Here is a 20,469-nt window from a genome sequence, read left to right as displayed (position 1 = left end):
CCGGCGGCGTCCCTCCTCCGCGGGCAGCCCGGGCTAGGCCTTCTCCAGGAAGTCCGCCCGTTCCGCCGTCAGCAGCGTCGCCACCATCCCCGCGAGGCCGGGGTGCTTCTCCAGGTCCGGGTCGGCGTCCACGACCTGCTGGGCGGCCGCCCGCGCATCGGCGATGACGTCCTCGTCGCGCAGCAGCGAGAGCATCTTCAGCGCCGAGCGGCGGCCCGACTGGGCCGCGCCCAGGACGTCGCCCTCGCGGCGCAGCTCCAGGTCCAGCTGGGCCAGCTCGAAGCCGTCCAGGGTGGACTCGACGGCGCGCAGGCGCTCCATGGTCGCCGTCATCTCCGGCATCTCCGTGACCAGCAGGCACAGGCCCGGCGCGCTGCCGCGGCCCACGCGGCCGCGCAGCTGGTGCAGCTGCGAGACGCCGAAGCGGTCGGCGTCCATGATCGCCATGACCGTGGCGTTCGGGACGTTGACGCCCACCTCGATCACCGTCGTGGCGACGAGGACGTGCACCTCGTTCGCGGCGAAGGCGCGCATCACCGCGTCCTTCTCGTCGGGGGGCATGCGGCCGTGCAGGATCTCGATGCGCAGACCGCGCAACGGGCCCGCGGCGAGCATGTTCGCCACGTCGACCACGGACAGGGCCGGGCGCTTGTCCTCGTCGTCGGACTTCGCGGGCTCCTCGTCGCCGATGCGCGGGCACACGAAGTACGCCTGGTGGCCCGCCGACACCTCCTCGCGCACGCGGGCGAACGCGCGGTCGAGCCACGCGGGCTTCTCGCGCACCGGGACCACCGACGTCTTGATCGGCGACCGGCCGCCCGGCAGCTCGCGCAGTGCGGAGACCTCCAGGTCGCCGTAGACCGTCATCGCGACCGTGCGCGGGATCGGGGTCGCGGTCATGACCAGGACGTGCGGGTTCTCGCGCTCGCCGCGCGCGGAGAGGGCGGCCCGCTGCTCGACGCCGAAGCGGTGCTGCTCGTCGACGACCACCAGTCCGAGCGAGTGGAACTCGACCTTCTCCTGGATGATCGCGTGCGTGCCGACGACGATGCCCGCCTCGCCGGTCACGATGTCGAGCAGCGCCTGGCGCCGCTGGGCCGTGTTCATCGAACCCGTCAGCAGCGTCACGCGGGTCGCGTCCTCCGCACCGCCGAGCTGACCGGCCTGGGCGAGGTCGCCGAGCATCTCCGCGAGCGAACGGGCGTGTTGTGCCGCAAGGACTTCCGTGGGGGCGAGCATCGCCGACTGCCGGCCCGCGTCCACGGCCTGGAGCATCGCCCGCAACGCGACCATGGTCTTGCCGCTGCCCACCTCCCCCTGCAGGAGCCGGTTCATCGGCACCGTCGACTCCAGGTCGGTGGCGATCTGCTCGCCCACCTCGACCTGGCCGTTGGTGAGCTCGAACGGCAGCCGCGCGTCGAACGCGTCGAGGATCCCGCCGGACCTGCGCGCGCACGAAGGCGCCGGCCGGGCCGTGGAGGCCTTGCGGCGCTGGGCCAGCGTGAGCTGGACGGCCAGGGCCTCGTCCCACTTCAGCCGCTGCTGCGCCACGGCGATCTGCGCCCAGCTGTCCGGCCGGTGGATCGACCGCAGCGCGTCCTCCAGGCCGATCAGGCCCTGCTCCTCGCGGAAGTCGGCGGGCAGCGGGTCCTCGCCGGGGCCGTCCCAGATCTCCAGCAGCTGCTTGACGCAGTTGGCGATGTTCCACGTGTTGATGTGCTGCGACGCCGGGTAGACGGGCAGGAACGCCTGCAGGAACGACGAGCCGTCCTGCTCGGGCGTGAGGATCTCGAACGCCGGGTGCACCAGCTGCAGGTTCTGCCGGTAGCGGCCGACCTTGCCGGCGAACAGGGCGCGCGTGCCCGGCAGCAGCTCCTGCTCGGCGACGAACGCGACCTTGCCGAAGAACACCAGGTGCAGCTCGGAGGTGCCGTCGGTGATCACGGCCTCGGTCATCTGGCCGCGGCGCGCCTTCATCTGGCGCTTCTGGCACTTGCGGACCTCGGCCTGCACCGTCACGTGCTCGTCGATTTCCAGCGACCTGATGTCGGTCAGCTTCCCGCGCTCGTCGTACCGGCGCGGGTAGTGGCGCAGCAGGTCGCCGACCGTCGTGAGGCCGAGGCCGGTCTCCAGTGCGTCGGCGGTCTTCTTGCCGAGCAACGGCTGCAGCTTGTCGTCGAAGGAGATCATCGCGACCTATTCAACTACTCGACACCGACAAAAATCAGGGCGTCGGGCTGTCCGCCCGGATACGCCGTCACCTCGACCTCCGGATGGGTGACGCGCAGGTGGTCCTCGAGCACGCCGACCAGCTCCCCCGGGCTCCCGGCCCCCAGGATCACGGTCACCAGCTCGCCGCCGCCCGCGAGCATGCGGTCGACCAGCCGGCACGCCAGGTCCAGCACCGACTCGGCCGACGCCGGACCGGGCTCGATCAGCACGACCTCGCCGTCCAGCATGCCCAGCAGGTCGCCGGGCTGGCAGCGGCCCACCCACGTGATCGCCTCGTCGGCCGCGAGCGAGACCTCGCCGCGACGGGTGGCGGCGGCGGCCTCGGCCATCGCGACAACGTCGTCACCGGCGCGCCTGGACGAGTCGTGCACCGCCAACGCCGCGAGGGCCTGCACGGGCGACAGCGTCGGCACCACCACCACGTCCTGCCCTGCGGCCTGTGCGTACGCCACGGCTTCCTCAAGCACCTCGCGGATGTCGGGATCGCCGGGCAGCACGGCGACGTGCCGCGCGCGCGTCGACACGATGGCGGACAACAGGTCCGTGGGCGTCGCCGAAGAGGTGGCGAGGTCGAACACCGTGGCGCCTTCCGCGCGGAACAGGTCCACGGCACCGCTCACGACCACGACGATCGCCCGGTCGCGCACGAACCGCGACGCCTGCGCGGCGATCTGGTCGGCGAACCGCGCCACCGTGATGCGGTGCGGTCGCCCGGCGCGCACCCCCGCCTCGACGGCCGCGCCGATGTCGTTGCAGTGCACGTGCACCGTCCACAACGACGCGCCGTCGCCCACCACCGACACGCAGTCGCCCAGCAGGTTCAACGCCGCGCGCAGCTCGCCGACGGCCTCCTCGGAGGTCTCGTCGACCAGGTACATGACCTCGTACTCGAACTCCGGCGAGCCGCCCTCGCGCTCGGTCGTCAGCGACTCGGGCGTGCGCGGCAGCAGTTGCGGCGCGTCCACCGGCGTCTCCACGGCCTGGCCGGTGATCACCGCAGCCAGTGTGTCCAACAACACAACGAGCCCGCGCCCGCCGGCGTCGACGACCCCGGCCTTGGCCAGCACGGCGAGCTGCCGGGGCGTGTCCGCCAGCGCCACCGCACCCGCGCGCGACGCCGCCATCACCACGTCGTCGAGCTCGTCGGACCCGCAGTCGCGCGCCGCCTCGGAGGCGGCGTGCAGCACCGACAGCACGGTGCCGGGAACGGGCTTGGAGACCGCCGCGGTGGCCAGTTCGTCGGCCCGGTGCAGGCCGCTGCGCAGCGCGGAACCGGTGACCAGCGAGACCTCCTGCACGGTCTCCGCGAGGCCTCTGAGCACCTGCGACAGGATCACGCCCGAGTTGCCGCGGGCTCCCGCGAGCGCGCCGCGGGCGAGCGCCGACAGCGCGTCCCCGACCGTCGACATCGGTGAGCGCAGCAACGCGTCCAGGGCCGACTGCATGGTGTGCAGCAGGTTGGTCCCCGTGTCGCCGTCCGGGACGGGGAAGACGTTGATCTGGTCGATCGACGCCCGGTGGGCGTCCAGCGACCGCACGCAGGCGTCCGCCCACCTGCGCACCGCGACCGCATCCATGACCTGCATGGCGGCGAGAGTATCCACCCGGTTTGGTCGCTGGTGAGGCCACCGGCTACCCTGACTGGGTTGCCGTGCCCGGTTGAGGCTTGTGCACGCTTGCGCGCCCACCGGGACGCGAGACATACCGCTTGAGGAACCTGAAGGAGTGGCTGACGTGGCTGCCGTGTGCGACGTCTGTGGCAAGGGGCCGGGCTTCGGCCATTCGGTTTCGCACTCCCAGCGGAAGACGAACCGCCGCTGGAACCCGAACATCCAGTCTGTGCGCGCGAAGGTCTCGGCCTCGCAGCGCCAGCGCATCAACGTGTGCACCTCGTGCCTCAAGGCCGGCAAGGTCGTGCGCGGCTGATAACGCCACAGCTCGGTTAGTGCGATGAGAGTCCGGCTCCGGCCGGGCTCTCTTCGCGTTTCAGGGCCCTGTGCACGAACGCCAGGCACACGACGCCCGCGAGCACGGACCCGGCGCCGCCGAGCGCGAACACCGTCCGGGGAGCCACGACCAGCAGCAGCCCGCCCGCGGCGGCCGTGCCGAGCAGGTTCGCCCCGATCACCGCGGACCCGACGGCGGCGAACGCCCGCCCGCGCATCTCCTCCGGCGTGCGCATCCGGACGACGGCGTTCAGGGCCACGTTGTGGACGCCGTTCGAGACGCCGCCGACGACCCAGCCGATGCCCGCGGGCACGACGAACGGCAACGTCGCCGGTACCAGCACCCCGATGCCCGTGGTGATGGCGGCGACCGCGATCGCGTACGCCACCGCGGAAATGGTCCCGAGCCGCGCGGCGAGCCGGTTGCCGACGAGGATCCCCGTCATCCAGCAGGCCTGCACGGCGCCGAGCACGAACTCGTCGCCGTGCAGCACGTACCGGACGAACGCGGGGTCGGCCACGTTGATCACCACGACCGCCCCGACGCAGAACGCCAGCCCGATGACGGCCGCGAACAGCACGGGGTCGCGCCGCACGTGCCGGACGCCCGCGAGCGCACTGGGACGCACCTCACCCGTGCCGGACGGCCGGCGTTCCGTGCGCACGAAGGCCAGCAGCGCCGCGTAGGCGAGGAACGTGCCGCCGTCGACGAGCAACGCGACGGGGTGGCCGAAGATCCCGGCGAGCACCGCGCCGCCGGTGACTCCCGCCATGCTGCCGAGGCTGCGCCCGGTGCTGAGCCACGCGTACCCGCGCGTCGCCTCTTCTTCGCCCGCGATGTGCGGCACCAGGGCGGAAATGCACGGCTGGGCGACGGCCCGGCCGCAGCCGGACAGCAGCACCAGCGCCACGACGAACGCGGGGTGGCCCATGAGCGGCGCGATGGCCGCGATCGCGACGCCCTGGAACAGCAGCGCGACGATCAGCAGGCGGCGGTTGGGCAGCCTGTCGACCAGGGCTCCGGCGAGCGGGGCGCCGAGGACGAACGGCAGCAGCTGGGCGATCAGGAGGGCGGCGACCAGCAGCGAGCTGATCGGCGTCGCCCAGAAGAGCAGCACCAGCAACGACAGGGCGTTGCCGAACTCGCTGACGGCCGCACCCGCGGCCGTCAGCGTCAGATCACGTCGTGCCGTCAAACGCCAGACCTCAGACTTTGCGATCCAACTCGCGCACGTTGCGCCTGATCAAGAGCATGGTGCCGACCAGCGCATGGGCGAACATGACTCCGAATACCAGGTAAACCGCGCCGGACGCGGGGACAACTCCGCCTCGGACCGATCCCGCGTGGGGATTGATCGCCAGCATGGTCGCCACGACGAGCATCAGCAGGCACACCAGGCTCAGTCCGGCGGCCATCATCACCTTGACAACCTTGATCGTCCGCAGCCTTTGAACTGTCCTGATGTCCGGTGCCGACTCGTCGCGCAGGGCGGTGCGCATCCGTCGCCGCCACCTCCACGCGGCACCGAAAGCCGCCGCCAGCACACCCATCATGACAGCGACGCTGATGGCACCCGACTTGTTGGTCGAGGTGCCGGTGGTGAAGTCCATGACACCCATCAAGGCCAGGTAGAACGATCCGAAGAACGCTACCTGCAGTGCCGCGGACAACGACAGCGTTCGCCGGAGGTAACTGGTTCTCGCCGCCTCGGCATCGTGAATCTGCGGCTCAGGTGCGCGGGACGGTGACGATGAGTGCGGAACGCCCTCTGACGTCGCAGAAAACAACGGCGCTGTTGCTTGCGATGGTGGCGCCGCCATCGCGAACTCCCGCGGCTGCCGGACCGGTACCGGCTCAGCGAGCACGGGGCCGGAAACCACCGGCCGGGGTGGTTCTCTTCTGAGAAGAAGGTCGGACCCCCTGTCGAGCGACGCCAACTTGGGCGTCGGCATGTCGCGACGCCCCATCGCCGCGCACAGGGAGCCGTAGAGGGTTCGCACGGTGAGCGGCTCGTCTGGAAGCCGAGGTCCGTTCTCCAGCAAGCTGATCAGCTCTCCGGTGAACGCGGTGTGGCGCTCGCCGGGTGGTGACAACGCTCGCTTGTTCCTCGGCACGGAAGTGATCACCGAGGTGCCCGAGATTTGAATCTCGCGGGTATCGACCGTGTCCCCGGACATCGTGCCGATGGCCAAACCGGAGTAACAGCAGTCCAGAACGACCAGCTTGACCCGCGCAGGGCTGTGTTCGACCACCTCGCGCACATCGTCGTAGGAGACAGCGCTCGCTGCGAGGTTGTCCGGATCGGTGCATCGGACACCGAGGTAGAGAAGATCCCGCGTCTGGTGCCGCAAACCGTGCCCGGCGTAGTACACCAGCAGGAGGTCTTCGGCCTTCGCAGCCTCTTTGCTCAGCCTGCTCATGAAACTCACCGGGGAGTCAGGGCTGTCGACCACCACGCAGACGTCGTGGGAAAGCACACCGGTGGCCGGACTCGTCAACGTCTGCCGAAGGTCGATGAGGTTGTTGGCCACCGCTCGAAGGTTCGGCAAGCGGTCCTGTCGTTCGTAGTCACTCGTGCCGATGAGGACCGCACGGGACAAAGCAGGATGTGGAGCTGCCGGCGCGTTGCTCACCTGCCGTCGCCGGTGATCGCGCGAAGTTGCTCGAGGACGCGTTGCGCGTCCTCCGGACCTGCACAGGTGAGTTCGATCGAACGGCCTGCGGCGTCCCTGGTCTTGATGGACACCTTCCGGCTGTCACGCCGCTGGTTGATCCAGTCGAAGAGCGAGGTCACGAAGGCACTGGCGGTACCGCTGGTGACCAGAACGACGATCGTGTCGATCGCCCCGCCCATGTCGCCCTCGGCGATCGGAGCCTCACGCAGATCCACCGAACCGCGCAGGTCGTCGTCGTCACGGAGCCAGCGGGTGAGCGCTCTCGCGTCCTCGTCCGAGCCGAGGGGGTCAATGTGCACGGAAATGGTTGCCACAGCAGTCCTCTTGGCTAAATGAGCGGTAGCTCGCTTAACCCCAAACGATAACTGCGCGTGACAACCGTGGTGAAACCATTGCACGATCTGTCACCCGATCGAGTGTGCCTGAGCGCCGAAGCGCTCAGGCATCACGGACAACTACGGGAGTTTCCAGTCGATCGGCTCGGCGCCCTGCTTCTCCAGCAGTTCGTTGGCACGGCTGAACGGCTTCGACCCGAAGAACCCGGAATGCGCGGAAAGCGGCGACGGGTGCGCGGATTCGATGGCGGGCAACGGCTGCAACAACGGGCGCAGGTTGCGCGCGTTGCGGCCCCACAGGATCGAGACGAGAGGCGCGTCGCGGGCGGCGAGCGCCTTGATGGCCTGCTCGGTCACGGCTTCCCAGCCCTTGCCCTGGTGGGAGTTCGCCTTGCCCGGCTGGACGGTCAGCGCCCTGTTGAGCAGCAGCACCCCGCGTTCCGACCACGGGGTCAGGTCGCCGTTGGACGGAATCGGGTGCCCGAGGTCCTCGGCGTATTCCTTGTAGATGTTGATGAGCGACTTGGGAATCGGCTTCACGTCGGGGGCCACGGAGAACGACAGGCCGACCGCGTGGCCGGGCGTCGGGTACGGGTCTTGGCCGACGATCAGCACCTTCACCTGGTGGAACGGCTGCTGGAAGGCGCGCAGCACGTTCTCGCCCGCGGGGAGGTAGGTGCGACCGGCAGCCACCTCCGCGCGCAGGAACTCACCCATGGCGGCGATCTGGTCAGCAACGGGGGCGAGAGCTTCAGCCCAACCGGCTTCGACAACTTCGTTGAGGGGACGAGCCACGGCTGTGAACCCTATCTCACTCAATCGAGCCGGCGGAGCTTCTCCCGGTACAAAGCGATGTTCTCGACGTACTTCTGGACGATGAATGCCCAGGACTGTTCCGGCACAACATATCCAGCACGTTCACGGGCAGGAACGCCGAGAACCATGGAACGTTCGCGGACGTGGCCGCCGAACGAGACCACGGCGCCCGCTCCGACGATCGCGCCCTTTTCCACGATGGAACCGTTGAGCACCACCGAACCCGAGGCGATCAGGCATTCGTCGGCGACCGTCGCGCCTTCGATGTGCACGTTGTGCCCGATGACGCAGGAAGAGCCGATGTGCACCGGGTGGACCTCGGTGCAGTGGATGACCGTGCCGTCCTGGATCGACGTGCGCTCGTCGACGACGATGCGGCCGTAGTCGCCGCGCAGCACGGCCTGCGGCCACACCGACGAGTGAGCGCCGATGCGCACGTCACCGATCACCGTCGCGTCCGGGTGCACGTACGCGTCCGGGTGGATCTGCGGCGTGTAGTCCCCCAACGCGTAGATGGCCATGCGCACGAACCTACAACGGCTTCCCGAAGCACCGGCTGTTCGGGTCGTCGCGGTAGACGCCGAAGTTCGCGATCGGCTCGTAGCCGCTGGTGGTGTAGAGGCTGATCGCCTCGGGCTGGCGGACGCCGGTCTCGAGCACCATCCGCTCCAGGCCCGCCTCGCGCGCGGTCGCCTCGAGGTGGGCGAGCACGAGGCGGGAGAGGCCCCGGCCGCGCTCGGCCTCGACGACGTACATCCGCTTGATCTCGGCGGCGCTCTCGATCTCGTCGTTGACGCGCCAGCCGCCGCACGCGACCGGCACGCCGCCGACGTAGCCGATCACGAAGTAGCCGAGCGGCGCCGAGAACTGCGCGGGGTCGACCGGCGTGATGTCCACGCCGCCGTAGCGCTCGACGTAGACCTGCTGGAGGTCGTCGATCATCTTGACCGAGTCTGGATGGTCATACGCTCGCGTGCATAGTTCCACAGCGAGGGAGTCTACGCCCGCCAGTGCTCCCAGCCGGGAGGTTTTTCGTACGTCCTGCCGTCGACCGTCACGCCCTCACCCGCACGGACGGTGCCGATGGTCGTCCAGTTCGGCGGGACCGCCTTCGGGCCGGCGAACGTCGCCGCCAGCGCGTGGTCCTCGCCCCCGGTCAGCGCCCAGTGCCGCGCGTCGCCACCCAGCGCCGACGCGACGTCGAGCAGGCGCGGGTGCAGCGGCAGCAGCTCGGTGCGGACGTCGATCGCCACACCGCTCATGTCCGCGATGTGGGCGAGGTCCTGCAGCAGCCCGTCCGAGATGTCGATCATCGACGTGGCGCCGGCCTCCGCGGCCTTCGGGCCCTCCTCGTACGGCGGCTCCGGCGCGCGCTGGGCGTTCACGATGCCGACCGGGGAGCGGAACCCGCGGCCGAGCACGGCCAGTCCCGCGGCCGCCCAGCCGAGCCGCCCGGTGACCGCGACGACGTCGCCGACGAGCGCTCCGGACCTCGTGACCGGCTCGAGCCCGTTCATGTCGCCCATCGCGGTGATGGAGATCACCAGTGTGGCGGAGCTGACCATGTCGCCGCCGACGACGCCCGCTCCGGCCGTCGCCGCCTCCTGCCACAGGCCCGCCATGATCCCCTCGACCACGGTCGCGGGGGTGTCGGGGGGACAGGCGAAACCGACGAGCAGGGCGGACGGCAGCGCGCCCATCGCGACGACGTCGGCGAGGTTCACCGCGGCCGCTTTTCGGCCCACCTGCTCGGGTGTGGACCAGTCCAGTCTGAAGTGGACACCCTCGACCAGCAGGTCCTTCGAGGCGACGACCCGTCCGTCCGGGACGGCGACGACGGCCGCGTCGTCGCCGGGACCGAGGATGGTCGTCTCCGGCTGCGCCCGACCGGTCGTCACCCGGTGGATGAGGTGGAACTCACCCACGTCGGCGACCGTCTCCGCGTCGCGCGGCGGCTCCGGACGCAAAGTTGCCTCCCAATCTGAGCATTCGGAACCCCAACTGGGGTACGTTGCGTGACACGTTCCTACCTCGACCCAACCTGTCGCGACGAAGGGGCACGCCGTGGTGCATGCATACATCCTCATCCAGACCGAGGTCGGCAAGGCAGCCGCAGTCGCCTCCGAGATTTCCGGGATCGCCGGGGTAGCCACCGCCGAGGACGTCACCGGTCCCTACGACGTGATCGTCCGCGCGGAGGCGGACACCGTCGACCAGCTCGGCCAGCTCGTGGTCGCGCGCATCCAGAACGTCGAGGGCATCACCCGGACGCTGACCTGCCCGGTGGTCAATCTTTGACCCGTGTTGTCATAACCGGGTGACTCAGCAGGAATCCACGTCGGCGCTGTCCCGGCCGCTGCTCGCGGCGGTCGGGCTCGCCGTCGTGCTCGCCATTGGTGTCGCCGGGCTCGGTCTGTGGCTGGGCACCGGGAACCAGACCGAGGACGTGCCCGGTCGCACGGGTCCCCTCGCGCTGGTCTCGATCGACGCACCGTCAGCGGGTTCACCGGAATGCGCTTCCCTGGTCGAGAAACTGCCGGTGGGCCTGCCGTCCGGGAAGGACATGCTGGCACGCAGGGAGATCGCCTCTCCCGCGCCGCCGGCGGCCGTCGCGTGGGGTGACGCCAAACACGATCCGGTGGTTCTGCGGTGTGGTCTGCCGCGGCCGGCCGAGCTGACCACGACCTCGCAGCTGAGGGTGATCTCCGACGTCCAGTGGCTGGAGCTGCCCGGTGCGGACAGCTCCACCTGGGTGATCGTGGACCGCGGCGTGTACGTGGCGTTGACGGTGCCCGGCGACGCGGGCACCGGTCCGCTGCAGGACATCTCGACGACGGTGCGCGACCTGCTGCCGAAGCAGCCGGTCAAGACCTCCCCCTGACGACCTACCGCAGGCCGCTGCCGCGGGCGATCGCCGTCTCGACCAGCGTGGTCAGCAGCGTCGTGAAGTCGATGCCGGTCGCCTCCCACGCCTTGGGGTACATGGAGATCGGCGTGAAGCCCGGCATGGTGTTGAGCTCGTTGATCACGAGCTCGTTCTGCTCGGTGAGGAAGAAGTCCACCCTGGACAGGCCCTGGCAGTCGAGCGCCTTGAACGCCCGCACGGCCAGCTCGCGCAGCTGCGCGGTGATGTCGTCGTCGAGCTTCGCCGGGATGTCGGCCTCGTAGGAGTCGTTGACGTACTTGGCGTCGAAGTCGTACCACTCGGCGCCCTCGCCCACGGGCCGCAGCTCGGCGGGCAGGGAGGCCTCGACGCGGCCGTCCGGGAACTCGAGTACCGCGAGCTCGATCTCGCGGGGGTTCGGCACGGCGGCCTCGATGATGACCTTCGGGTCGTGCCGGCGCGCCTCGAAGATCGCCTCGTCGAGGTCGGCCCAGTCCTTCACCTTCGAGATGCCGACGGACGACCCGGCGCGCGACGGCTTCACGAACACCGGCAGCCCGAGGTGCTCGCGCTCGTCGAGGGTGAGCGTGGTGGCGGCGCGGTCGAGCGCGACGAACCGGCCGACGTCGATCCCCTCCGCCTGCAGCAGCTTCTTGGCGAAGACCTTGTCCATGACGGCGGCGCTCGCGAACACGCCGGGGCCGACGTACGGGAGGCCGCCGAGCTCGAGCAGGCCCTGGATCGTGCCGTCCTCGCCCCACGCGCCGTGCAGCAGCGGGAAGACGACGTCGACGCCCGCGAGCGCCTGGCCGGGCTCGACCGCCGTGACGGCCATGTCGCGCAGCGTCGGGAGGGTGCCCGGCTCCGACTCGAGCGCGGTCGGGTCCGTGCCGAGCGCCCACTGCCCCTGCGGCGTGATGCCGACGGGCACCACCTCGAACCGGTCCGGGTCCAGGTGGGGGAGGACGCTCTTGGCGGACTGGCAGGAGACCTCGTGCTCGGAGCTGCGGCCGCCGAACACCACGGCCACCCTCGTCTTGCGCTGCGTCATGGCGGGGACCCTACCCGTTTGGGCGATTGTGACCGCTCAGCAGTTCGGTCAGCACGGGCAGAGCGCTGACCAGCTGATCCCGTGAACACGCGCTGTACCCGACGACGAGCCCGTGCAGCTTGGCCCGGTGCACGTAGTGGCGGGCCAGGCCGTCGACCCGCAGGCCGCGTTCGAGCGCCTGCCGCATGAGGTCGCGCTCCCGGCCGGCGTTGTCGAGCAGCACCACGACGTGCGCGCCCGCGTCGTCGCCCAGCACCTCGATGCCGGCGGCGGCGAACGTGCCGGTGATGAGCGCGCGCCGGTCCGACAGCTCCCGGCGCAGCTTGCGCAGGTGACGGCCGAGGTCGCCGGTGCGGGCCAGTTCGACGACCACCCGCTGCCCTGCGGCGGCCGGGCTGGTGCCGGTGAGGTCGCGGTGCTCGAGGACCGTCGTGGCGATGTGCTCGGGCGCGACCATCCAGCCCGCGCCCAGGGTCGGCGTGAGGATCTTGCTCGTGGTGCCGAGGTGGACCACGACGTCCGGGGCGAGTGCGGCCAGCGACGGCAGCGGCGCGACGTCGTAGCGCAGCTCGCCGTCGTAGTCGTCCTCGATGACGAGCCAGCCGTCGCGCCGGGCCCGTTCGACGAGCGCGACCCGGCGCGCGGCCGACATGCGCCCGCCCAGCGGGTACTGGTGCGCCGGCGAGCAGTAGACGGCCTTCACCCCGGCCGGGACCGCGTCCGGCAGGAGCCCCTCCTCGTCGACGGCGGCCTGCACGACCTTGAGGCCGTTGGCCTTGAACACGCCCACGGCCCGCTGGTAGCCGGGCTCCTCGACGGCCACGGCGGCACCGCGCTCCAGCACGGCCACCGCGATCTCGGTCAGCACGGCCGTGGTGCCGCCGGTGGCGAGGACCGGGTCGGCGTTCACGGCGAGGCCGCGGTGGCGCAGCAGGTGCTCGGCGATGGCCTCCCGGTACTCGGGCAGCCCCGCGCGTTCGGGACGCGACAACGGCGGCGCGTCGGCCGCGGCCCGCCACGCCCTGCGCCAGGCCGCCCGGTCGAGCCCGCTCGCCCACGGCGCACCGGTGCCGAGGTCGACGAAGTCGGTGATCGCGGGGACGACGGGCTTGCGCGAGCGTGTGCGCAGCGGTCCGGGCGGGGTCGTGGTGACGTAGGTGCCGGAACCGTGGCGGCCCGCGATCCAGCCCTCGGCGTGCAACTGCTCATAGGCGGCAGCGGTGACCGTGCGGGAGACTCCGAGCGAGTCGGCCAGCGCGCGCGTGGACGGCAGCCGGTCGCCGGAGCGGAGCCTGCCCTCGGAGGCGGCGGAGCGCAGGGCGTCGGCCAGTTGGACGGCGAGGGGTTCGGAGGCCTCGCGGTCGAGGGCCACGGGCAGTGCGGTCTCAGCCAAAGTGGCCTTCTCGAATCGATGGAAAATGGCGCTTCAATGATGCCACTTCCCGCGCCACAGTGATGGTCATGACCTCTGACGTGCAGCTCTCCCCCACCGAACGCAGCACCGTCAAGCGCGGCAAGAACCGAGCCGTGCAAGACCGCCAGGTGCTCTACGACATCCTCGACGCCGGTCTCGTCTGCCACCTGGCCGTGGAGGTCGACGGGGCGCCGTTCCTCGTGCCCACCGCGTACGGGCGCGACGGCGACCGCATCTTCCTGCACGGGTCCACGGGGGCGCGGTCCATCCGGAGCATGATCGAGGGCAAGCCGGTGTGCGTCGCCGTCACCCTGGTCGACGGCGTCGTCTACTCGCGGTCGGTGTTCCACCACTCGATGAACTACCGCTCGGCGATCGTCCACGGCACCGCGAAGATCGCCGACGACCCCGAGCACGCGTTGAAGGTCATCGTCGAGCACGTCACGCCGGGCAGCTGGGACTACGCCCGCAGTCCGTCCAAGAAGGAGCTCGCGGCCACGGTCGCGCTGGAGATCGACCTCACCGAGGCGAGCGTGAAGGTGCGCGCGGGCGGGCCCGGCGAGGAGCCGGAGGACCTCGAGGCGAACCTGGTGTGGGGCGGGCACCTCCCGCTCGTCCGGACGTGGGGCGCGCCCGTGCCGCACGAGACGGACCGGGCGGTTCCGCCGCACGTCAGCGGACGGGGCCGCTGACCGGGTCGTAGCGGTAGCTGGTCATGGACCGCGTGCCGTGGCGGTACACGTGGATCGACACGGCCGGGTCCGCGCCGTCGTTGCGCACCTGGTGCACGTAGCCGGGGCCCCACACGCGGGACTGGCCGGTGTGCAGGGTGTGCACGACCTGGATGCGAGTGGTCACGACCTCGGTCAGGACGCCGCTCACGACGGTGAACGCGCCGGAGGTCGTGTCGTGGTCGTGCAGCGAGGCGGTCTGGCCGGGGAGCCAGCTCATCAGCCAGATCTCCTGGTCGTCGGTCTTGTCGACCAGCGCCGAGAACCGCTCCTCGTGGTCGTAGCGCAGCAGGTGCTTCCACCTGTCGCGGTCGGCCGCCCACGACAGGGCCACCCGGACGGGGTGCAGGAGGGCGGAGTTTTCCGGCAGAACGAAGGTGTTCTCGGGAACGGCGAACATCGGGAGCAGGTCCTAACCAGGCGAATGCGCGAAAAGAGGACGCGGGACTATCGCCGGGTACAACAGCAACACGTGTTGAAGGACATGCAGCAGAGGGTCCCGAACCCGGGACCCCCCGTCAATCCAGTCCCAAGGCTTGGGACACGTCCGCGACCAGGTCTCGAGTGTCCTCGCAGCCGGCCGAGAAGCGCACCAGTCCTTCGGGCACCGGGTCGCCGAACTGCGCGCGCCGGTCGGCCGTCGAGTGCAGGCCGCCGAACGACGTCGCCGCCGACACGAGCCGCGAGCGCGCCAGGAACTCGTCCACGGCCGCCTTGTCCTCAAGCACGAACGTCAGCACGCCGTTGAACCGCCGCATCTGCCGTGCCGCCACCGGGTGCGCGGGGTCCTCCGGTGCACCGGGCCAGCGCAGGCCCTCGATCCTGCCCTTCAGCAGCGCGTGGATCGCGGCCGCGTTCTCCGCCTGCCGCGCCAGGCGCAGGTCGAGGGTTCCCAGGCCGCGCAACGCGAGCCAGGTCTCGAACGGGCCGGGGATCGCGCCGTTGAGCGTCCGCGCGTCCCGCAGCCGCCCCGCCAGCTCGGGCGACGCCAGCGTCACGTGTCCGAAGAGGACGTCGCTGTGCCCCGCGACGGCCTTGGTGTCCGAGGCCACCACGACGTCCGCGCCCAGCTCGATCGGGCGCTGGCCGAGCGGTGTCGCGGTCGTGTTGTCCACGGCCAGCAACGCCCCGGCGGCGTGCGCCCGCTCGGCCAGGTCCGCGATGCCGCACACGTCCAGGCCGGGGTTCGAGGGCGTCTCCAGCAGGACCAGCTTCACCCCGTCGAGGGACGGGTACGGGCCCGCCGTGGGCACCTCGCGCACGGTCACGTCCATTTCGGACACGAACTTGCGGGTGAGGAAGTACCCGTCGGAGGGAATGACCAGGGTGTCCCCGGTGGACAGCACGGTCCGCAGCAGCGTGGAGATCGCCGCCATGCCGGACGGGAAGACGACGCACTCGCCACCCTCCAGCGCGCCGAGCGCGGACTCGAGCGCCCGCCACGTCGGGTTGCCCGCGCGGCCGTAGTAGTCCTGGCCGCCCAGGTGGTAGGCGGAGGCGAACACCGGCTGCGCGCCGAACGGGTCGCCCGCCTCGCCCGCGAACGCGTGCACGACCCGCGTGCCGTCGCCGAACTCCGGGGTCACTGGCGTTCGTGCTTGTGGTCGCGGCCCAGCAGCGCGGCGCCGAGCTCGTGCACGCCCAGCCCGTCGTGGCAGACCATGTGGACGCCGTCGGTGATCGGCATGTCGACGCCGTGCGCCGCCGCGAGCTCGCGGATCGACGAGCACGACTTCGCGCCCTCGGCGACCTGCCCGTGCGTGGCCTCCTGCGCCTGCGCGAGGGTCTCGCCCCTGCCGAGCCGCTCGCCGAAGGACCGGTTGCGCGACAACGGCGACGCGCAGGTCGCCACCAGGTCGCCCAGGCCGGCCAGGCCGGCGAACGTCAGCGGGTCGGCTCCCAGCGCGGCACCGAGCCGCGCGGTCTCGGCGAGGCCGCGGGTGATGATCGACGCCATCGTGTTGTCGCCGTAGCCCATGCCCGCCGCCATGCCGCACGCCAGCGCGATGACGTTCTTGCACGCCCCGCCCAGCTCGCAGCCGACGACGTCGGTGTTGGTGTACGGGCGGAAGTAGGAGTTGGAGCACGCGTGCTGCAGGTCGACCGCGCGGTCGTGGTCCGTGCACGCGATGACCGTCGCGGTCGGCTGCCCGACGGCGATCTCCTTGGCCAGGTTGGGTCCGGACACGACGGCCACCTGCGACTCGTCGACGCCCGCGACCTCGCGGATCACCTCGCTCATCCGCTTGAGCGTGCCGAGCTCGACGCCCTTGGACAGCGACACCAGCGTCGCGCCGGCCGGCAGCAGCTCCCGCCACTCCGACAGGTTCGCCCGCAGCGTCTGCGACGGCACCGCGAGGACCACGGCGTCGGCGCCGTCGAGCGCCTTGGCCGGGTCGGCGGTCGCCACGAGGTTGGCGGGCAGCTCCACGCCGGGCATGTAGTCGTGGTTCACGCGGGTCTCGGTGATCGCCGAGGCGACCTCCTGCCGCCGCGCCCACAGCACGACCTCGGGACCGGAGTCCGCGATGACCTTCGCGAAGGTCGTGCCCCACGAACCGGCGCCGAGCACCGCCACGCGTTCGATCGCCATGGTGTTCAGGCCTTCCTCGGTCCGTAGAAGCCCTCGGGCGCCTGCTCCCCGCGCACTTCGGCGAGGTGGTCCTTGACCCGGCCCATCAGCAGGTCCGTGACCTCGCGCAGCAGCGGGAGCGTCTCCTCCCGGCCGCGGTAGGCGGAGAGGTCGACCGGCTCGCCGACGAAGTGGGTGATCGTCTTGCGCGGGAACGGCCGGAACTTCTTCTGGTAGTGGTTGTAGAGGTCGAGGGTGCCCCAGCGGGCGACCGGGATCACCGGGCCGTCGTGCTGCAGCGCGAGCCGCGCCACACCGGTGCGGGAGTTCGCGGGCCAGCCGCCGGGGTCCTTGGTGATCGTGCCCTCGGGGTAGATCACCACCACCTGGCCGGCCTCCAGCGCCTCGTGCGCCGCGCGCAGGCTCTGCTGCGCGTCCGAGGTGCCGCGGTAGACCGGGATCTGGTTCGCGCCCTTGAGGATCGAGCCCATGCCCGGGACGGTGAACAGGCTGTGCTTCGCCAGGAAGTGCGGCACCCGGTAGCGGCGGTGCACGAACACCGCGTCGTAGCACGGGTCGAGGTGCGAGATGTGGTTCATGACGAGCAGCGCCGCTCCCTCGCGGGGGATGCGCTCGCCGTGCAGGATGCGGTGCCTGCCCAGCACGAACGACATGGGGTAGACGATCACCGCGGCGACCCCCACCCAGAAGCCGCCCTTCTCGCGTTTGGCCACGTGGAACTCTCCTCACCTGCCGGAACCGGGACCCAGGAGCACACTAGTCGGCGAATCGTGGAGTATGACGAGGTGAGGGATGAAGTCGACCTCGTCGTCCCGGTCAAGACCCTGGACAGGGCGAAGACCCGGCTGACCAGCGCCACCGGCGGAGATCCGGTGTCGCACGCGGCGCTGGCGCTCGCGCTGGCGCTCGACACGGTGAGCGCGGCCGTCGCGACGCCCGGCGTCCGTCGCGTGGTGACGATCACATCGGACCCGGCGGTGGCGGCCGAGATGGCGGCGCTCGGTGTCGAGTCGCTGCCGGAGCCCGCGGAGTCCGGGCTCAACGCGGCACTGCGGCACGGCGCGCACATGCTCCGGTCCGGACGGATCGGCGCGCTGCAGGCCGACCTGCCCGCGTTGAAGCCGGCCGAGCTGCAGGCCGCGCTCGAGGCCGCGCGGAACCGCCGCGCGTTCGTCCCGGACCGCCAGGGCACCGGCACGACGCTGCTGCTCGCCGCGCCCGGCGGTGAGCTCGGCCCGCGGTTCGGCGTCGGATCGGCGGGGCACCACCGGGTCTCCGGCGCGGTCGCGCTGCTCGGGCCCTGGCCGTCGCTGCGCTGCGACGTGGACACCGAGGAGGACCTCCGGCTCGCGCTCGGACTCGGTCTCGGCGCGCACACCGCGAACGCCTTGCCTGCCTGGACAACCTGAGCGATCCCCGCGCGTCTCCCTGGTCACCGAGGTGATCACTACTTGGGAGACTGATGCGAGCGCTCATCGCGCTGGCGGCGATCACGGCCATCGCGGGCTGCGTCGCCGCCGTTCCGATCGACCGGCCGTCCGACTACACCGCACCCAGCACGCTCGACTCGTGCGGCGCGGACCTGCCGCAGGACTGGAAGGACGCACTGTCCCGCACCGGCACGGAGGTCGGGCCGCACGAGAAGGTGACCGTCGTCGGCGCGAACGAGAACGCCGACGTGACGCTCGTGAAGACCACGCGCAACAGGACGACCGAGCTCGTGCTGCGCGACCACGGGAAGCGCCAGCAGGTCATGGCGGTGAAGGACGACGCCCAGCTCTTCGGCGTCGAGTTCGACGGCCGCTGGGTCACGTTCTCCACGAGCCGCGGCCCGTCCGACCGCACCAGGGCGACGTACGCGTGGGACTCGCGCAACGACGGGGCGCCCGTGCAGATCGGCTCCGAGGGCGCCGTGGTGCTCGGCGGCAGGGCGGCGTGGACCGCCGGCGGGGACGTCCACGTCTACGACCTCGCCAGGAAGAAGGGCAGGGTCGCCGGGCAGGGCGAGAACCCGGTGTTCCTCGGCGGCGGGGTGCTGTGGCTGCGCGACGGGAGGTTCCGCGGCGAGGGCGCGCTGCCGGCGCAGCTCGAGAAGGCCAGGCCCGGCGGGAACGTCGCCTCCGACGGCCGCACGGTCGTGTGGACCCAGGGCGACGCGTTGCTCGGCTGGCGCGAGGGCTGGGCGGACCCGCGCGAGCTCGCCGAGGTCAAGGGCGCGTCGAGGACCGAGGGCATCGTCTTCCCGCGCGTGAGCGGCGACTTCGTGTCGTGGCAGTCGGAGTCCTCGTACGTCACGGACATCCGCAGCGGCGCGACCGCGCACACGTCCGGCGGCGGGTACTGGCTGGAAGTGCACGGCGGAGCGCTTACGCAGCAAGGATGGCGCGTTGCGGCGGCCGCGCCGTTGTCCGCGCTTTCCCCTTTGCCCCAATGCTGACACCGTGACGAAAGACACGAAAATGTTGGTTCGGGCAACTCGGCGGGGAACCCCGGCACCTTTACATCCGTATCCCCCGATACCGCGGCGTTTCCCCCGGCGCCGTTCCCCGACGTTCTGCCCCGAGGTGTACCTGCATGACTTCGCTGACGCACGCCGACTACCTGGCGCTGCGCCGCTTTCCCGCTCTCGACGGCCTGCGCGCGATCGCCGCGGTCCTCGTCGTCTTCTTCCACTACGGCGGTCCTGACCGGCTCCAGGGCTGGGCCGGTGTGCAGATGTTCTTCGTCCTCAGCGGATTCCTCATCACCACGCTCATGCTGCGCGAGGAGCGCCGGAGCGGCCGGATCTCGCTGAAGGAGTTCTACCTGCGGCGGGGTTTCCGGATCATGCCGGTCTACCTCGTCGTCCTGCTCGTCACGGCCGCCGGTTCCGCCCTCTGCGGCACGTTCACCAGCAACGGCATCGGTCCCGCGCTGAGGTACTTCCTGACGTTCAGCAACGAGTTCGCCGACGCGAGCCCCTACGGGCAGTCGTGGTCGCTGGGCATCGAGCAGAAGTTCTACCTGGTCTGGCCGCTGGTGGCGATCGCGCTGGGCACCGTCGTGCTCAGGCGCCGCGCCGGTGCCGCCGTCCTGGGCATGCTGCTCGCGCTCGTGGCCGTGAACTTCACCGCGGACCACAGCAACCCCGGCTGGCCGCTGCACTACTTCTCGATCCTCACCGGCGTCCTGCTCGCCGTCGCGCTGCACAGCGCGCGCGGCTTCGCCCTGCTGCGCCCGTTGACGAACCCGCTCGCGCAGGTGACCGTCTGCATCGGATTCGCGTGCGTGCACCTGAGCGTGAAGCCGATCGCCGGTGCCCTCGACGGGATCAACGGGATCCCCGGCCACGTGCTCGTCATCCCGGTGTACGCGCTGGCGACGGCCGTGCTGCTCACCGCGCTGATCGCACCGGGACCGGCCACGACGGTGCTGTCCACCAAGCCGATGCAGTTCGTCGGCGAGCGCTCGTACTCGCTGTACCTGGTCCAGACGATCGCCGCGACGATCGTCTGGTTCTTCTGGCCGCGGCTGGCCGGCCTCGGCCAGGCGGTCGTGGTCACGGCGGCGGGACTGGTGCTGGCGAGCGTGCTCTACAAGGCGGTCGAGATCCCGATGATCAACCTGGGCCGCCGGGTGATCGCCCGGCAGCGCGCCCGCGACGCCGACGTGCCGCCGCGGTCCCGCACCGGACCGGCGCGGTTCCAGTCCGCGCAGCCCGAGTCCGCACAGGCCGAGCCGGCGCGGTTCGCGACCAGCGGGCGGACCAAGCCGTAGCCCGGGGTCCGGGGTGAACGGCACGGATTCGGTGC

General features: G+C 70.9%; 22 protein-coding genes. 7 read left to right on the top strand and 15 right to left on the bottom strand.

Annotation, left to right across the window (positions count from 1 at the left end):
- Window positions 1–33 precede the first annotated feature (33 nt).
- Window positions 34–2,190 (bottom strand): ATP-dependent DNA helicase RecG, encoded by a 2,157-nt coding sequence (gene recG / locus ACFWGZ_RS21165; protein ID WP_382453260.1) that lies wholly within the window; start codon window positions 2,188–2,190, stop codon window positions 34–36.
- A gap of 14 nt (window positions 2,191–2,204) precedes the next feature.
- On the bottom strand, window positions 2,205–3,818 hold the full coding sequence (locus ACFWGZ_RS21160; RefSeq protein ID WP_382453259.1) for a DAK2 domain-containing protein: 1,614 nt from the start codon (window positions 3,816–3,818) through the stop codon (window positions 2,205–2,207).
- Between the two features lie 148 nt (window positions 3,819–3,966).
- On the opposite strand from ACFWGZ_RS21160, the gene rpmB reads away from it, so the two are divergent.
- Window positions 3,967–4,158, top strand: a complete 192-nt coding sequence (gene rpmB / locus ACFWGZ_RS21155; RefSeq protein WP_030467945.1) for a 50S ribosomal protein L28 — start codon at window positions 3,967–3,969, stop codon at window positions 4,156–4,158.
- 16 nt (window positions 4,159–4,174) lie between these two features.
- On the opposite strand, the gene ACFWGZ_RS21150 is transcribed toward rpmB, so the two are convergent.
- From ACFWGZ_RS21150 to ACFWGZ_RS21120, 7 genes are all read right to left on the bottom strand, one after another.
- Window positions 4,175–5,374 (bottom strand): MFS transporter, encoded by a 1,200-nt coding sequence (locus tag ACFWGZ_RS21150; protein WP_382453258.1) that lies wholly within the window; start codon window positions 5,372–5,374, stop codon window positions 4,175–4,177.
- A gap of 10 nt (window positions 5,375–5,384) precedes the next feature.
- Window positions 5,385–6,812, bottom strand: a complete 1,428-nt coding sequence (locus ACFWGZ_RS21145; protein ID WP_382453257.1) for a caspase domain-containing protein — start codon at window positions 6,810–6,812, stop codon at window positions 5,385–5,387.
- Window positions 6,809–7,168: a hypothetical protein gene (locus ACFWGZ_RS21140; RefSeq protein WP_382453256.1), complete on the bottom strand. Its 360-nt coding sequence runs from the start codon at window positions 7,166–7,168 to the stop codon at window positions 6,809–6,811. Before ACFWGZ_RS21140 ends, ACFWGZ_RS21145 begins: the two co-directional genes overlap by 4 nt.
- A gap of 141 nt (window positions 7,169–7,309) precedes the next feature.
- A complete protein-coding gene (locus tag ACFWGZ_RS21135; RefSeq protein ID WP_382453255.1) occupies window positions 7,310–7,984 on the bottom strand; it encodes a uracil-DNA glycosylase in 675 nt (224 codons plus the stop codon).
- Between the two features lie 20 nt (window positions 7,985–8,004).
- A complete protein-coding gene (locus tag ACFWGZ_RS21130; protein ID WP_382453254.1) occupies window positions 8,005–8,526 on the bottom strand; it encodes a gamma carbonic anhydrase family protein in 522 nt (173 codons plus the stop codon).
- 10 nt (window positions 8,527–8,536) lie between these two features.
- Entirely contained in the window at window positions 8,537–8,947 is a 411-nt protein-coding gene (locus ACFWGZ_RS21125) for a GNAT family N-acetyltransferase (protein ID WP_382453253.1), read from the bottom strand.
- A gap of 56 nt (window positions 8,948–9,003) precedes the next feature.
- On the bottom strand, window positions 9,004–9,972 hold the full coding sequence (locus tag ACFWGZ_RS21120) for a thiamine-phosphate kinase (RefSeq protein WP_382453252.1): 969 nt from the start codon (window positions 9,970–9,972) through the stop codon (window positions 9,004–9,006).
- 97 nt (window positions 9,973–10,069) lie between these two features.
- On the opposite strand from ACFWGZ_RS21120, the gene ACFWGZ_RS21115 reads away from it, so the two are divergent.
- Window positions 10,070–10,303, top strand: a complete 234-nt coding sequence (locus ACFWGZ_RS21115) for an Lrp/AsnC ligand binding domain-containing protein (protein ID WP_382453251.1) — start codon at window positions 10,070–10,072, stop codon at window positions 10,301–10,303.
- A 19-nt stretch (window positions 10,304–10,322) separates the two neighbouring features.
- Window positions 10,323–10,886 carry a DUF3515 domain-containing protein gene (locus ACFWGZ_RS21110; RefSeq protein ID WP_382453250.1) on the top strand — a complete coding sequence of 188 codons (564 nt, stop codon included), beginning with the start codon at window positions 10,323–10,325 and terminating at the stop codon, window positions 10,884–10,886.
- Window positions 10,887–10,890: 4 nt separating this feature from the next.
- On the opposite strand, the gene ACFWGZ_RS21105 is transcribed toward ACFWGZ_RS21110, so the two are convergent.
- Window positions 10,891–11,940, bottom strand: coding sequence for a D-alanine--D-alanine ligase family protein (locus ACFWGZ_RS21105; RefSeq protein WP_382453249.1), 1,050 nt, complete (start codon window positions 11,938–11,940; stop codon window positions 10,891–10,893).
- 10 nt (window positions 11,941–11,950) lie between these two features.
- Complete coding sequence (locus ACFWGZ_RS21100) at window positions 11,951–13,333, bottom strand: PLP-dependent aminotransferase family protein (RefSeq protein WP_382453248.1); 1,383 nt, start codon at window positions 13,331–13,333, stop codon at window positions 11,951–11,953.
- Between the two features lie 68 nt (window positions 13,334–13,401).
- On the opposite strand from ACFWGZ_RS21100, the gene ACFWGZ_RS21095 reads away from it, so the two are divergent.
- Window positions 13,402–14,046: a pyridoxamine 5'-phosphate oxidase family protein gene (locus ACFWGZ_RS21095; protein ID WP_382453247.1), complete on the top strand. Its 645-nt coding sequence runs from the start codon at window positions 13,402–13,404 to the stop codon at window positions 14,044–14,046.
- Here the strand turns inward: ACFWGZ_RS21095 and ACFWGZ_RS21090 are convergent.
- The 4 genes from ACFWGZ_RS21090 to ACFWGZ_RS21075 all read right to left on the bottom strand — a co-directional run bounded on the left by ACFWGZ_RS21090 (window position 14,027) and on the right by ACFWGZ_RS21075 (window position 17,391).
- Window positions 14,027–14,485: a cysteine dioxygenase gene (locus ACFWGZ_RS21090; protein ID WP_382453246.1), complete on the bottom strand. Its 459-nt coding sequence runs from the start codon at window positions 14,483–14,485 to the stop codon at window positions 14,027–14,029. The genes ACFWGZ_RS21095 and ACFWGZ_RS21090 overlap by 20 nt on opposite strands.
- Before the next feature lie 118 nt (window positions 14,486–14,603).
- Complete coding sequence (locus ACFWGZ_RS21085; protein ID WP_382453245.1) at window positions 14,604–15,671, bottom strand: cystathionine gamma-lyase; 1,068 nt, start codon at window positions 15,669–15,671, stop codon at window positions 14,604–14,606.
- A complete protein-coding gene (locus ACFWGZ_RS21080) occupies window positions 15,668–16,678 on the bottom strand; it encodes an NAD(P)H-dependent glycerol-3-phosphate dehydrogenase (RefSeq protein ID WP_382453244.1) in 1,011 nt (336 codons plus the stop codon). Before ACFWGZ_RS21080 ends, ACFWGZ_RS21085 begins: the two co-directional genes overlap by 4 nt.
- Before the next feature lie 5 nt (window positions 16,679–16,683).
- A complete protein-coding gene (locus ACFWGZ_RS21075) occupies window positions 16,684–17,391 on the bottom strand; it encodes a lysophospholipid acyltransferase family protein (RefSeq protein ID WP_382453243.1) in 708 nt (235 codons plus the stop codon).
- Between the two features lie 72 nt (window positions 17,392–17,463).
- Here ACFWGZ_RS21075 and cofC point away from each other — a divergent pair, with 72 nt between their 5' ends.
- The 3 genes from cofC to ACFWGZ_RS21060 all read left to right on the top strand — a co-directional run bounded on the left by cofC (window position 17,464) and on the right by ACFWGZ_RS21060 (window position 20,434).
- On the top strand, window positions 17,464–18,087 hold the full coding sequence (gene cofC, locus ACFWGZ_RS21070; RefSeq protein ID WP_382453242.1) for a 2-phospho-L-lactate guanylyltransferase: 624 nt from the start codon (window positions 17,464–17,466) through the stop codon (window positions 18,085–18,087).
- A 53-nt stretch (window positions 18,088–18,140) separates the two neighbouring features.
- The gene (locus tag ACFWGZ_RS21065; RefSeq protein ID WP_382453241.1) at window positions 18,141–19,115 is read left to right on the top strand and encodes a hypothetical protein; all 975 of its coding nucleotides are present in this window, start codon (window positions 18,141–18,143) and stop codon (window positions 19,113–19,115) included.
- A gap of 137 nt (window positions 19,116–19,252) precedes the next feature.
- Complete coding sequence (locus ACFWGZ_RS21060; protein WP_382453240.1) at window positions 19,253–20,434, top strand: acyltransferase family protein; 1,182 nt, start codon at window positions 19,253–19,255, stop codon at window positions 20,432–20,434.
- Window positions 20,435–20,469 lie beyond the last annotated feature (35 nt).

Origin of the sequence: Lentzea sp. NPDC060358, assembly GCF_042725365.1 — a bacterium.
Classification (GTDB): domain Bacteria; phylum Actinomycetota; class Actinomycetes; order Mycobacteriales; family Pseudonocardiaceae; genus Lentzea.
The sequence above is the reverse complement of the archived record's forward strand: the minus strand, read 5'-3'. Positions and strand labels throughout refer to the sequence as shown.

Coding starts and splice junctions, on each gene's coding strand:
- recG (WP_382453260.1), bottom strand. CDS start 2,190: ATGATCTCCTTCGACGACAAGCTGCAGCCGTTGCTCGGCAAGAAGACC.
- ACFWGZ_RS21160 (WP_382453259.1), bottom strand. CDS start 3,818: ATGCAGGTCATGGATGCGGTCGCGGTGCGCAGGTGGGCGGACGCCTGC.
- ACFWGZ_RS21130 (WP_382453254.1), bottom strand. CDS start 8,526: ATGGCCATCTACGCGTTGGGGGACTACACGCCGCAGATCCACCCGGAC.
- ACFWGZ_RS21125 (WP_382453253.1), bottom strand. CDS start 8,947: ATGATCGACGACCTCCAGCAGGTCTACGTCGAGCGCTACGGCGGCGTG.
- ACFWGZ_RS21105 (WP_382453249.1), bottom strand. CDS start 11,940: ATGACGCAGCGCAAGACGAGGGTGGCCGTGGTGTTCGGCGGCCGCAGC.
- ACFWGZ_RS21095 (WP_382453247.1), top strand. CDS start 13,402: ATGACCTCTGACGTGCAGCTCTCCCCCACCGAACGCAGCACCGTCAAG.
- ACFWGZ_RS21090 (WP_382453246.1), bottom strand. CDS start 14,485: ATGTTCGCCGTTCCCGAGAACACCTTCGTTCTGCCGGAAAACTCCGCC.
- ACFWGZ_RS21080 (WP_382453244.1), bottom strand. CDS start 16,678: ATGGCGATCGAACGCGTGGCGGTGCTCGGCGCCGGTTCGTGGGGCACG.
- ACFWGZ_RS21065 (WP_382453241.1), top strand. CDS start 18,141: ATGCGAGCGCTCATCGCGCTGGCGGCGATCACGGCCATCGCGGGCTGC.
- ACFWGZ_RS21060 (WP_382453240.1), top strand. CDS start 19,253: ATGACTTCGCTGACGCACGCCGACTACCTGGCGCTGCGCCGCTTTCCC.